This window comes from Ruegeria sp., assembly GCF_028066395.1.
Lineage (GTDB): Bacteria > Pseudomonadota > Alphaproteobacteria > Rhodobacterales > Rhodobacteraceae > Ruegeria.
The window spans coordinates 21422-35879 of sequence record NZ_JALCBM010000008.1 but is presented as its reverse complement, the minus strand read 5'-3'; the positions used below and the strand labels follow the sequence as shown (position 1 = coordinate 35879).

General features: G+C 59.1%; 2 protein-coding genes. Both read right to left on the bottom strand.

Annotated features, from left to right (window positions below; genetic code table 11):
• Nucleotides 1-784: 784 nt before the first annotated feature.
• Nucleotides 785-6958: a hypothetical protein gene (locus MPJ51_RS04580; RefSeq protein ID WP_298382434.1), complete on the bottom strand. Its 6174-nt coding sequence runs from the start codon at nucleotides 6956-6958 to the stop codon at nucleotides 785-787.
• The gene (locus tag MPJ51_RS04575) at nucleotides 6955-14418 is read right to left on the bottom strand and encodes a hypothetical protein (RefSeq protein WP_298382431.1); all 7464 of its coding nucleotides are present in this window, start codon (nucleotides 14416-14418) and stop codon (nucleotides 6955-6957) included. The genes MPJ51_RS04580 and MPJ51_RS04575 overlap by 4 nt, the downstream gene beginning before the upstream one ends.
• Nucleotides 14419-14458 lie beyond the last annotated feature (40 nt).

Genomic DNA, 14458 nt, shown 5'->3' with positions numbered 1-14458 from the left:
TCGCTTGTTGTAGTCACCGATTGTCTATCCGACGTCCGTGCAAGCAAGTACCCACTCGATTGAGCTAGGGTCAGTATGCATTGAATTCCTGATGTGAGAATTGCTTGCAAAAGAATCCCGTGCGATACTCTCCCAACTGTGGAACAATTGTTTTCCAGTGCGAGGCGCCCTTCAAAGTAGCTCGCGTGGCTTCGGAGAGCGCAATCACGCGTGACGAGAAGGGTGGCTGAAGGAGTGGGTATGACGACTCTAATCTATGACATCGTCGATTCTGACCAAAACCTAAAAAGGATCGAAGTTCGCGAAGGGCCGGGTGACTGGGAAACGACATATGGGGCCGGTGAGTTGTGCGTTGACGATGGAACCGTCGATGACCGCGACGGTAACTTGAAGTTGCTTGGCGTACTGGATGGAACGCCTCGAACCGTTTTGGTCCTTAAGGAAACCGGATTTGGCGGTTCTGAAGGCGACCGCGGAACGGCGAGCTGTGAATGTTGTGGGGGTAGCTGTGATCCCACCCCGATATGGAAGCTAGTGGGCGTTGAGTGATCTGATAAAAGCCACATGACAATCCACTAAGTGATGAGATGAAAGTCGCTCTCGTCGGACCCAAAAACAGAAAGAAACAAGGGCGGTTGGTCCTTATCAGACACGATCAATGTGGGTGTGCGCTAGCCATGGTTCTCTTCTTACAACCTAGCGAATTGCCTGATCCTCCAGCTGTAGATCGAGGCCTTACCTCAGCGGCTCAGCCTCGCTGTTGAAATTCGAATCTAGCCGCAACCTACTTGAATTGGATGTCCAGTGGGTCCGATTGCCCGATCAAGCGAGCCTGCGCTTCTGGCAGGTGGTTGAGCCGTACCGGAGTGAGCGCGTTAGGTAAGGCCTCGTCTCCGGACACAGTCCCGAAAAGCCAGTCGAAATCGAAGCTGTCAGCAAGCGGCGACTGGCTTGATCCGCGCAACTTGACGCTGTGCAGCAACGACACGTCCAGCCAGCGATCATCGGTTAGATTTGCCTGATCCACCACTGTCAGATCGAAGGACTCCGCACCAAAGAACTGCGCCAGCGACGGGATTTCACCTTTCTGTTCCTCGTCGCTACCTGGCCAGCGAATACTCCAGCGCGGCATGTGCTCGTTTCCGTCGGGGCCATTCGGCTGCTGAAATAAGAATAGATCAAATGACCAGACCCGGCGGCTGGACACGATGGCTGGATCAAGCGACAGAACAACCTCGTCGCGCTGGGGCGCACCGGGAATCCTAAGATCGAAACGCAGTAGGCGCAGATCCAAAGGCTGGTTAGCGGCCCGGAAATGCAACCGCATTTGACGGATCGGATTGGGCACCTGCCCGTTGACGGGCCGGGCGCGAGACGAGGCGAGATCGAAATGTCCCGAATTGTAGCGTTCCAATCCATCATTGCGGGGGGGTCCGCCCTGAACGCGAACCATCTCTGCACGGGTTTCAAGCTCTGCCAAACTGACTGAAGCTCCCGGTGCCACATCCAGCACCGCCTGCCCCCAGCCGTCAGCCAGAAGAGCCTGATCAAACAGGTCGATCTGATGGCCGATCTGGGCAGATGGTTTGCGCACCAGCAAGGCAAGGTGACGGTGCACGTGCAGCGGATAGCGGCGGAGCGTGATCGGACTGCTGATCCGGCATTCCTCGGCATTCGCATTCTGGAACACCAGCCTGCCTCGGCCCGATGTGGGAAGAACGGGTGTCAATTCGTCGAGTCTGAGCCGCTGATCGGATTGTGCTTCATCATCCTCGCCACGCAGCGCCACATGGGACATATCGCGTGCCGTTCGGACCCATTCGACAAAAGTCGCGTCCGACTGTCGGGTGGCGCGAACCTGGACGGCAGGGCGGAATTGCAATGTCCCTGAAGCCTTGAAACTAACCGATGCAATCAGTTGCGGGCGATCAATGCGCCCCTGATCCATGACCTCATCAGGGGATGTAGCGTCAGACGTTTTGTGCACGCTTAACAGATAGCGGTCGTCGCCCAATGGCCTGATCAGAATAGAGGCCGTGGCGGAATTGGCCGCGACCTGGCACAGTTCCTTGAAACCCTCGCCACCTTCCTTGAAGAGAGCCGTTGCACTGACGCTGATCGTGTATTGCCCGCCGGTTTCTTCGATACGAACGACATCGCTTGTTTCGTCGGTCCCGATCTTGAGCGACGCGTCCAGATCAATCCAACTCGCGCTGTACCCAGGCAAGCTACCGACCGGGACAGATCGGCTTTCAATATCTCTTACATAGCTCCAGGCAGGGTCGGAGTAGCGCGACAGCGACACCCCGGCAAAGCTCTCCTCCAACTCGGCGGGCAGGGCCACGCCGGTGTCGTCCACAGCAACATGAAGCAGGAACTGGCTGTTCGAAAAGGCCGGCGCACTGACGGTGTCGGCCTCAAAATGCAGGCCAACAGGCCCTTCGACTGCCAACAACGCAGCACGCGCCTCCTTGTCTTCTACAGGGAAGTAGCTAAGCCGTGGGTCAGGACCCAATTCCTTACGTAATCCATCAACGCGTAGACGGTCGCGTGTTTCGCCCTCATCCCCAAACGGTTCCTCGTTGATCCGATAGGTGTTGATAGTCTTCAAGTCGGCGTCCAACCGGTCGGCGAGACCAAGTTGCTCAAACGGCGGCTCGGCGAGCACGCAAGCAACCGGTGGGATCGGAGTGTTTGTGTCCTTCTGCACCATTCGTTGAACCGGGAAGAAAGCGCGCAGTTGCGGCCGTGTCAGATCGGCGGCAAGTGGGTCGGCAAGGATAACGGTCCGGGTAGCCCATCTCGCTGCGCCCGTTTCTTCGACACTGACGATGGCGAGGGTTGGGTCGAGCATAGCACCGACATAACGGCTGCGCAGTTCCAACCGGTGGCGAAAATACGCGGCGGAGCGCTCTGGCCACTCCTGTGTACCCAACCGTGTGACAGCCGGTGCGGGCTGCAGGCGGATCACCGACTTGCGGTCAGCGTCATCCCGCCCGATGCCAAAAAAGGCGTCGGCCTCGAAAGCGTCCAGTGCAGCGGCAGTTACGTGGCCAACTTCGCCGGTTTGATCTGCTGACGACGTAATACCAACCACCGGGCGTTCGGCAAAACGCCCCTTCGGCACGGGATCGATCCAGCGATAGATAGGGCGGCCGGTAGGGCGCGATTGCTGCACAATCAACTGGGCGGCGGCGAAAATCCGATCCTCGCCGCGGGGAAGGAAATCCAGCGCGTAGGCGCGCTCAGCCCCGCGTGTCGTGCTCTGCAGTGTTGAAGCGGGCACCGTCATTTCGTTTGGAATGCCGGTCATCGCCTCGATCTGAAGCTTTGCACCGTCAAACAACACCATCTCGTCGATCGACCCTTGGGCCAGTTGTAGCATGCCGTTGTCAAACGCTATACCGTCAACCATACCCTCAAAGTAGCGGCGAGGCACGGCGGGTTGTGCGGCAAGACGCACCACCCAGCCTTCGGGAACGGTGAGGATGTGGCCCTGATCAAAACTGAAGCTCGGTCGCGTGCCGCTTCCGCTCTGGATTTTGAACACGACTCGCGCCCGATCATGAATGGCATCGATCAGATCACGCAATTCTTGGATCTTCCTTAGAAAAATCTCGTCCTCTTCTTGCCTCAACTGATCCGGTGTCAGCTTATTCGCTCCCGGAACAGCGATGCCCGGCGAGCTGGGAAGCGGCAGAGTTGCCGGATCATAAGGCGAGATTTCGAATGATAGGTGGGCCTGCCCAGCCAGTGACCGATCTCCATCCAAATGATCGGAGCCTGCGGCAAACAATTCCAGTGAGCGGACCGCCGGGTCCGGCAGCCTGTTCATCTTTTCGGCATAGGCATCGCCGGTTTCCTCGAAAACGGCCTGTGCCCATCTGAGGGTGGCAAACAACTTTTTCGCCTCTTCGGTATTGCCTGCGCTGTCCGCCCATAGCGAGATATTGCGCGCCCAGCATTCGAAATCGGCGAATGACACGCGCGGAGCGTCGAGCGTAACGTCTTGCGATGCGGCGCTGGTCCACCCACTCGAATCCGGTGCCAGTACGGCCACCGGACTTTGCCGCCCGGCGCTGTCTTGTTGCTGCTCGTGTGCCGGGTCATTGAAGCTAAGACACCCGCCGGTAGGCGCATCCGTCTTCCACATCAGACGCAGCCAATACGCGGCGCTCTGCACCGAGAGTTCGACCACGATCGTCAAGATATCGCCATCCAACGCCAGAGTCGCGGTCCCGATTTCAGCATCGGCCTCCCCAAGCACTTTTACTGCGAGATGATCAGTGACGAGGTCGCCGCTGAAGGCCACGCCGTGAAGACTTATTTCGCCGCCATGCCCGATTTGCACGCCGTCGTCGTTGAACCGGTTCTCGCCTTTCAGACCTCCTGTGCCGTCGGCACGCCTGTTGAGATCTATCTGGCGCCTTCCATTGTTGAAACATTCAAGCACAAGGCGAGGGTCGTCGTTTGCCAACGGATGGACATCCTTGGGGAGATCAGTCTTGGTCCGCAACTCCATGTCGCCGATGGCTGTGCGACGAAGATAGGGTACCAGGGCGTCGTCAGGGGCGTGAAACTCCGCACTGGGTGATCCGGGCGCAAAGAGATTGGATCCGGCGCGACGGACACCGGCAGGCAGCACGCCGGAGCCCGGCAGCCAATAGCCTGCAACGGCATATCTGCGGCCGTAAGCCAGCGCCGGCAAGGGTAACGTGTCGGCGGAGTCCTCAATCCGGTAACCGCGCACGCGCCTTTCCATTTGGCTTTGCGCAAATTGCACTGGGTCCATATCAGCCCCGCCCTGCCCCGGCTTGGGTCGGTTTGGTGAGGCCAGCGGTGCGCCGCCATAGGTCACAAAAAGACCCGCACTGCCGGGAGTCATCACTGGTCGAGTCGGCAGCACCGTTGGGTCGGCAATTACTGCGTCATCCGTCTTGCGGTCGAGAAGAGCGACAAGATTGATGTGATGATCCTCGCTGGCCGAGCCGTCGACTGTCTTTGAGCGGATTAGAAATCCAAGGCCGCAGGTCCTTGCATTCGCTCTGTCGATTTGCTCCGGATCGATTTTGTCAGTGATGCGGATCGGCAATGGTTGCGGGCTGGCATCCGGCCGAAACCGCTGCAGAGCTTCGGTTTTCGCGAGGATCTCTTTGCTGCGCTGATGGAACGCTGATGCAAGAAGTTCGGTGATTGCGGGCTGGTTGATCAGCGGCAACGGGATGCATGGCGCAATCAGCCCGTCAAGGGCACGGGGCGGGTTGCTGACTCCGGCCACACGGCGACGGAACCAGTCGCTGTCGCTGAGCGCAAACGTAAGATCATCGGGGTTGTCAAGCGTGATGCCCTTGGATAGTTCCGCCAGAACGAGCGCACCGAAATCACGCCGCATCGCCTCCGCTGCGTTAAAGCGGCCCTCGATATCATCCCGGAACGCGCGATACAGGCTGGTCAGTTTGGCGGTCAGATTGGCCCTGGCTTCGTCGAGCTCCGGCCCAGTCAGCGTGGGATCGATCTGGTCTTCGGGAATCCCGGTTCCACCCAGATCAATTGCGAACGCGCCATCCTTCAGAAACGCGCTGTCGCAAAGGCCGAGAAACCAGGACTCGGCTCCGGCTTCGCTTTCCAGCAACACTGCCAGTTCGGCAAGCTGCGCGGAGTAATCCTCAACCTTCTCGCGCCATTCAAACCATGCGATCCGCGCTTCCGGAATCTCGCCGACCACCGCTTTTTCAAGCAATGGCATGCGATCGTTATCTGCGATCACCGGTGCAAGGCTGGTCCACAGCCTTTCGAGGGTTTGTGGTGGACCGGCGGTGTGCAAGGTCCCTAAGATCGAGTGGAGGGCGGCATGCAGCCTTGCATACAGCAGTCCCTCGTCGACATCTAGCGCGGGATTTTCCTGCTCAAACCTGCTTGCAATACCACGCGACAGACGTTGTAAAATGGCACTGCGGGGAACCGCGAATGCAGTGTTGTTTGGCGCCGGTGCCGGAAGTTGCAACGCGATCATCGGCACGTCGAAGAGTGTGACAATCCCGGCCTGCATGAGCAAATGAAGCACCGCCTCCGGCAATTCTGTCTCGGGCGGAATGGCATCGTCATCGGCCAATCCGGCAAGCGTGCGCACAAGATTTTCGTTCAGCGCAATGTCGTCCATTATCGCAGAGCTTGTCAGTAGCGACGGTGCCAATTCCTCGATCCGGGACGTCAGGCGTGCCAACGCGTCAGCATTTTCCAGCGTCTTGAATTTGCCGGTTTTTTCAAAAAGCGCGCCAAGTGTGCTCTCATCGTAGCGCTCGACAATTCCGGTGTGGATATTGAATGTGGAGCCGTCGGGCGTTGTCACCGTCAGTCTCGCAATCTCAGCGTTTACATCCACTTCCGCAGCAAAGGTGAGGGTATCGACGTCAAGGTGCGCGTCGATGAAGACCACCACATTGTGGCTGGTCTCGTCACGCGCGATATTGCAGATCAGCGGCACGGTCAGACCAGCGTTCTGCGCGATGGGAGCGGGCCACTTCGCGGTCGCTCTGAGCAGATCAACCGCCCGTGCGTTGCGCATATCCGCGTCGGTGCGTGACGGGCTGTTGAAGAACGCGATATCGTCGTCGGATCTCAGGCCGGTGCTCAATTCCTTCGTCTGATTGGCCAGATCGCGAAAAGCGTCGCGCGCGTCCCGCAGCCAGGCCATCACGGCGCCGTCAGAGGCCGAAACCGCGTGGGCGCGGTCTAGTTCGCCGAGGTTGGTGACGGCATTTGCACTGTCGATGGCAAAAAGGAAAAACTTGCCTAGCGGCAGTGCTGTCAGAAACGCCTCTACCGCAGCCTCGGCGCTGTCCTCATCCGCCACGTCCATCTCGATCGCAAGATGCGCGCCAAAGATCTCCAATGCGTCGTCATGACCATGAAGTTCTGTCGGTTCCGCCTCGGCGGCGATGTGAATGATAGCACTCATAGCGACTTCCTCGCCTTCTCGAGCGTCTCGAATTTTTTCAGCGCTTCCTTGTATTTACCGGAAGTTGAGGTTTCCGATGTCACCTGGGTTGCGGCGCGGCCGTTCCGTAGCTGGTACTTAACTTGGGTTGAATACCGCAGTTTGAACCAGCGCGAGATACGCAGCTCGACAGAGAGCTGACCCAGCCCGTCAATGCGCCCGCTTTCGTGATAGGTCATTGACAGCATCAGCCCGAGATAGATCGAAACCATCCCCCAAAGCGACACGCTGCCCGCGATAACCAGCACCACCGAAACCGACAATCCGTCATCGGTTTTTGGACCGCTGCCAAGCTGCTTTTGATAGCGCAACACCACGCTAAGCGTGATAAACACGCTGCCGGAGACCGGGCCGAAGGCAAAACCAAGCGCGGCTGAGCCGCCTGCGCCAGCCTCGACCACGACCATGAGTTGTTTGTCGAAGGGCCGGTATTCGGTGTCGACCTGAATATAGCCAGTGCCGCCGATGATAAAGATCGAGAACAGGAACGGCAGCTCTCTGCGCGACAGGTTGAACCGGTTGGCGATGATGAAATCGGGATACGCGCGCAGCGAAAAACGGTTCGAAATCTGCAAGTTGCTAACACCAGAGGTGCCATACATCAATGAAATCGGCGGGATGGCGAACTGGTGTTCGACACCAACCGGGATGCCGCTTTCCTTGATGAATTTCAGCCCGCCCAGTTCATCGCCGAAGATGGATCCCAGCGTATCCTGTATGAAGCGCATGGTCTGATGAATGCGGATTTTTTTGGGATCGATGTTGAAATCAAGCTGATCTCTGCTGGAATAGCTGATCGAGACATCTTGCAGCGTGACCATGATCTGACCGGCCACCACTGCCTCGATGTTGGTCAGTAACAGCGCCTGATCTGACAGCGCGACCTCTTTCTGATCCTTGCTGGCTTCGGCGCGGACAAAAGCCGTCAGGCGGCTGTTCTTCAAAAACAGCGTGAAAGGACCGATAGTGAAGAGCGTTTCACGCCCGGGCAGCGGCACATTGACATCCGCCTGCACCCATGCGCGGCCCGCCTTTGTGTCCAGATCGTGGGTGACCTTGACTGCATTCTTCAATCCGCCGGGAATGTTGGCGCGCGGCAACATATCCGAAAGCTTGATCCCGCCCAGATCGGGGATTAGACGGCGCAGAAGGCCCTCCTTGCTGGCATCCAAATTGAAGCTGTCGCCGAATTCCTTGAAATCGAAGTCCAGCCCTAACGCCTTCAGTGCATCGCCCAATTGGTCAAGAGCCCCTCGAATGGCAGGAGTTTCCAACACCTCTTTGGCATCATCCATCAGCACGCGGATGCGGTCGGCATTGGTGCGGAAGGCTGCGATTTCTGGGGCTTGCGTCGCCGCAGAGATCAATTGCAGGGCCAGTCCCGGTAACTCGGTGGGCTTGGCGTCGCCGGCGCGTGCGATGATTTCTGCGCCCCGATCAAGATAGGCGCGTGCGTTTTCGCCTGCCTCGGCAATCTGGTTGCCGATCTCGTTGGTGGTGTCGAGCAGTTTGTTGGTGCCTTTGAGGATTTCCGCGCCGTGCTCCGCCCAGTCGGCTGGAGTGGCGATTACTTCGTTCAGCAGCTCTTTGTAGGGCGCCAGCGCGGCCTTCATCTCGAGTTCGGCCTGCGTGGCCAGCGCGTCGATGCCCTCAAACAGCTTGTCCTTGTAACCCATCAGCGCAATGCAGGCTTGTTTCGCCTCTTCGATCTGCGCCAGCGGGATTTCTGTGAACGCCCGAAGCTTGGTTTCAAAGCGGTCCGCAAGGGTCTGAACCACCAGAATGGCATGCGCTTTCACGGCGGCAGCCTCTGAAGGATCCGGCCAGTTGGTTGTTTCAAAAACCGCATCGACCGCGGGGTTTATCACCTGCGCTGCGAATTGCTGGCGTAACTGGTTGTTCAGAACATCTTCGGCAGCTTCCAGACGGTCGTCAAAGAACGCCAGCCATTGATCGATGGCGCTCAACGCCTGATTGGCGGCATTTTCGGCAATACGTTTATTGGTATCGACCCAGGCTTCGGCCTCTGCCACCGCCTGATCGAGCGCATCGGTTTCGTCTTTCCACTGGCGCAACTCGTCCTTCAGCGCCTGTGCAACCTCTTCTGCGGCGGCGGAGATTTCACCGTGCAGTTGGTTGGCAAAGCCTTTGAGTTCCCCGGTCTCTTCGTCGACGAACTCATTTGCCGCCGTCTGGGCAGCCGAGATCAGCGTCTGAACATCCTGAAGCGCGGTGGCGGCATCGCTGGCGGCCTTCGTGGTGGCCTTGCTGATGTCCGTGAGCGATCTTTCGGTGACCTCCAGCGTTTTTTTGATCATTGTTTTCGCATCAGATTTTCGCGTGTCGATATCGATGGCAACGATTGCAGAATTCAGCGTGGCAACAGTGGCTAGCGCATTGTCTTTGATGGTGCCGTCGCTAAGCCCATTCGCCTTGGTATCCAGCTCAGCTACTGCCGCATCGAGCTTGGCCTGGCTTGGCAGCTTGTCGATCTGATCTGAGGTGGCAACCGCGCCATTGATCACCGCATCCGCGATGCTGGCGTATCGCGTTAGTAGTTTCTGTTCGGTGCGCAACACCTGCGCGATGGTTTGGGTCACCCGCGCACCGACCCCATTGGCCGCGGCGTCGATTTCGGTGGCAAGGCGCAGCCGAGCTTCATCGAGTGCGGCGAGCGCCTCCTTCTCAGCGCCGTCGAACTCGGCTTTGACACGCGCCAGGGCCTGATCGATACGGTTGCGCGACCAGGGTTTGCTGTCGTCATAGTTATTTCGCAGAACGGAAACCCGCGCGCGCGCGCGGGTGAGCGCGGCAATGACATCGTTGCGCCAGTCGGCGACAACGGTGCGGGCTGTGGCCACTCCTCCGCGCACATCCCCGAGGCCCTGTGCCGCCTGATCGAAAAGGTCGCGCGTGTTGTCGACGAGCATGTCATAGAGGATCTGCTTGGCATCTTCGCGGCTGACAACGTCGAGCGCGCGAATACGCGCCAATGCCTCGGATTCCGCCTGGCGCGCCATCTGTATCGCCAACAGCTCGCGTTGGCGGATCGTCGCAGCCGCCCTTGCCGCGATCGATTGGCAATCTTCCGCATCGAGATCTCGGGCGCGGCTGACCAGCTTGTCGGCGGTGCCGAGCAGGGTTTTCGCTTTTTCGACAAGACCGGATCTGTCCTTATCCAACACCTCATCGATGAGTTTGACGGTGTCCTTTGTGGCGAGCGCGTCCAGCGCGTTTGCCAGGTTTCGTAGTTGGTCCACGCTCGGAGATCCGGCGTTGCTGATCGCCTCTACCGCGTCAACGACACTCTGATAGGCGGGCACGTCCGTAGGCGGGTTGGCACGGCTCAGCGGCAGCGACAGACCGGCGGGCAGATTGTCTGAGAACCTGATGAAATTCGGACGTTTAGCAAGTGCTGTTGTCACGCTTTCCTGATCTTTAACAGATCCGCCTGGATCACGCATCAGTGTGACGGATTCCAGCCCCGCGAAAATCGGCTTGGTTCCGCGTTCATTGTTGATCCGCGTGCGCGTCACTGAGGGTGCGAGCCGCCAAGTGAAGCGCCGTAGTCCCGGCAATATCCGCGAAGCAGCAGTGCGCCGACTTCCTGCACCATCTTCGGCCGCTTTGGCCGCGTCAGTCATGATCTTGTGGACGATACTGGGCGATCCGAGACTGCAGGTGTCCACACCGTGCGTTACCGGCCATGCGTCGGTATCGGGCGTGATCTCGGCGGCTTGGGCATCGGTGTAGAAATAAAGATTGTCAACATCCAGACATTCCTGGATGGCCTGTGGTGCTGTGCTGTTCCCTTCGCCCACAGTCAGGAACGCGACATCTGGATAGGGGTAGATCTGCGGACGCACCTCTGCCTCACCCCGGTTCCAAAGCGGCACTTCCCAGCCTTGCGTACCCACATCGCGCCCCCAGGCGCTGTTGACATGGATGATCTTGGAATTGAAACGTACCTCTTCCAGAAAGCCTCGCGACCGCGGGGCGATATCGGTCATATCGGGATAGCGGCGGCTCGGCTGCAGGATTTCAACGAATTCCTCTACCTTGCGGAGCACTGGTCGCCGGGAGCGGGTCTCCTGATGCGGATTGGGGGTGAATTGCGGCGACGGCGCAGTGGTGCGCTCATAGATCACCACATGTTTGGCTCGGTGCCAAAGCCCGGCAATACGGCCTAGAATTTCGACCCGCTGCTTGTGAAGATGGCCGTCCCGGGTCTCCGTGATGATGGTGACGTAGCCGTCCAGAAACCGGACCGTCTGATTGCCGCTGTCGCCCAGTGGTGACAAGACCACGCCGTCAAGCGTGCCATCGCTGCCAACGGGGTTACCGGCGACGACGCGGTTGATGTTGGCGGATTCCAGCGGCCAAAGCGCGCCGCCTGACAGGCCATGTGGATGAAAGCGCGGGGGTTCGACATTGCCTGGTGTCGCGCTTTGGGGCGCATAGTCACCAGACTTGACAGGCGGTGCCAAAAGCGCCGTGTGGCGGAGTGAAAAGCTTAGCCCGTCACTAAATTTCGCTGGTACGAAGGGGTTTTCCCGCGCCGCATCCAGTGTCCAGACCTCCAGCCGTTCAGGCCGCTCCTCAAAAGCGCGGCGCAGGTCACGCCAGCGCTGGCGCAAGGTAAGATTTGTGTCGCCATCGGCGCGACCGACCATGCGCCCAGTCAAGGTTTGCAGTTCGGCGATGCGCGGCCCCGGCGTGCCGTCATCACCTTGCGGCACCAGAAGGCCAAGCGACAGGCCGTAAAGAAGCTCGGACCGCAACGCTGTCAATTTCATGCCAAGTCCGAAGTCACCGCGCTGGCGGAACAGCTCCCGCCCGGCGTATTCCGGCAGAAAGAAATCTCGGGTCAGATCGCTGGGATCTACCCAGATCGTGCTCGGTGGCGACAGACGCATGTCCAGCACATGCCTACGCTCGACACCGTTTTCCGGCGGCAGAGCCGGTAAAATGATGCCCTCGCGATGGGCGGGGTCGTGAATTTCCAACATGCCGGGCTTGTCGGCGTCCTCACCAGTCGCGCCAGCAGGGCGTGTGTACTGATAGGTTTCGGCGGCTTTCAGCATGCGCCATTCGCGGGCATCGCTGTCATACGTTGCCACCGGTTTTGTCGGATCAGCACTTGCCGATAGCGGACGTCGGCTGAAGCGATAGGCGGCAAACGGCGCCTGGCTGAGCACGGTGAAAGTGGCGACGCCGTCAGCACCCGCGCTGGTGTTTTCGTGCAGTTCGGCTTGCAAACGCCGGTCATGGTCGTCCTGCAGACGCTCCTTGACAGTCAATTCAAAGGCCGAAACCGTCCCGAAATCCGCAAATTCATCCAGCGGCGTTTCACGAATTAATAGATCGCTCGGGCGCTCATCTCGGTCCCCATGAGGGATATCCGTGGTGACCGGCTGCGCGGTGTCGATGGCGAACGCAAGCGTCCATTCGATATCGAGGCTGGGCATCTGCGCTGCGGCGGCGCGCCGGTTGATTGCGCGTCGGTCGCGCCTGCGGATCACCAGCCGGCTTTGGTTGCCCAGTGCGGCGGACCGGTCAGCAACGAGGAGCGGTCCCGCGCGTGTGAAAGCCAGCGATCCAAGTCGAGCCTCCAGTCCGGCGAAATGAGCGTCGCCCTCATGCGGTGTTTCCGCGGCGTCATTGTCATTGCCGATGCCAATGAAAACACCGTCATTCACGGAGCCGTCGTCAAATATACTTGCCGAGGCCTCGTGGATTATTCGCGCATCGTGGCCAAGGCGGATGTGGTTGTGATGGACCGTGGGGTTCGGGTCTGGTTCCTTGTCGTCAAATCCTGCCAACACCATGCGCATCGGCAGCGGAGGCGGGAAACTCGGCGGATAGATCCAAGGCTTCGATTCAGGCCAACCCTCCTTGATAGATGGCAGGTGCACGTAATCGAGGCTGCGGCCCGATTGTTGCGCCCCAGCCAAAACATCGGTGTCCAGCGTGATGCCGAACCGCGCCAGTCCGTCAGAGTCGGCATTGCCCCGCTGAATGCTGGGCTTTCCGCCCAGCACCATCGAACTGCTCAATCGGCGCGCATAGGCGATCAATGGCACCGCTTTTCTGGAGCTGCTAGAAGAGTCTGACAGGGTTGGCAAGATTGACTGCGGCTGGCGGTCGGTTGCAGTCAACGCATTGCGCGCCACCGATGACATGCGCGCGGCTTCTTCCAAACCGCCAGCGCGCAGGATCAAACGATTCCTGCGATCCAGTGGTTCTCCGGTTTCCGCCTGTCCCAATGTACCGTTGGCCAGCCGTGCAGTAGACGTCCAGCGCAGACTGGCCCTCAGCTTGGCTTTCAAAGGGTCCGCACCGCCATGCAGAGTGGCGCGCACCGCGTCGTCGCTCAGATCAATCCCCCAATGACATTCAACCAGCACACTGCGCTGGTCGATTTCAAGCATCCCGCCCAGTTGATTCGTCAGATCCAGTCGTGCCTTGCCGCTAATTATGTCGACATGGGTGGCACGTTCCAGTTGGACGCGGCGACGGCAGGCCACCGCATAGTGGTGGTGCGGCCCCTTGGGACCGTCAATATAGGCGGATGTGAACTCCACCACATGATCGCTGGCTGACGCCTCACTCTGACCCACAAGCCCTAACGCGGCCAGCAGGCTTCGCGTTTGGGGGGCGCCTCGGGCCTCACTGATGCGGATAATCGGCCTATTGCCTGGCGGGTTTTCCCCGACGCCGTAGCGGCCGAACCGGCTTCGGCGGCTAACGGTCGTCGTATCGTTCGATGGTCCGATCAGAGTCGTTTGTGAGACAGTAAGTTCATCCGCAGTGGCATGGGTCGTGTTGTATGTGCCTCCTAGGCACAACGCTCCGCCAGGTCCGTCCGACATCTCCGCCCGGCTACCCATCGGCAATGGCATGGCAAAGCCAAGCTCCAGCCGCATCAGGAAAGTATTTGGTCCACTGCCGAACGTCACCCTAGAACTGCGACGCCGGTAATCCTCAGTGAAGCGCGGAACCAGCGGGTAGCGGTCCGACGCGATTTGGGCCGTGCTCTGCACGAACTGATCCAAACAGAGGGCGTCAAACAGAAACAACCGTCGCCCGCCGGTTCCGGCGTGATTTTCTGGCGGTTCACTGATCCAGAAGGTGACGTTGGCTTGTGTCCTCAGCTCCGCCTCGATCCCATCGCGTGCGTCATCGAGAAAAATGTTGTCTTCGACAAGTGGAAGTTCGGCCTCCGTCGGTGGCGCAGGCAGCGGATCATCTGGACCAACACGACGTATTCGCGCAAAACTGCGTAATCCCTGCTCGCCCGGATACGGCGCATGAAAAATTTCCAACAGATTACCAAGAGTTGGTTGAGCGTCGCTCTCATCAGGTCGGCGTCCGAACCGGAACTTGCCAAACAAGCGGAAAGATCTTTGCACTAACGTCATCGGATGTTCCCCATATTAGCCTGCGTCGAGCCGCTAGCCG

Bases quoted from the DNA above. Each gene is read 5' to 3' on its own strand.
- MPJ51_RS04580 (WP_298382434.1), bottom strand. From the start codon at position 6,958: ATGAGTGCTATCATTCACATCGCCGCCGAGGCGGAACCGACAGAACTT.
- MPJ51_RS04575 (WP_298382431.1), bottom strand. From the start codon at position 14,418: ATGACGTTAGTGCAAAGATCTTTCCGCTTGTTTGGCAAGTTCCGGTTC.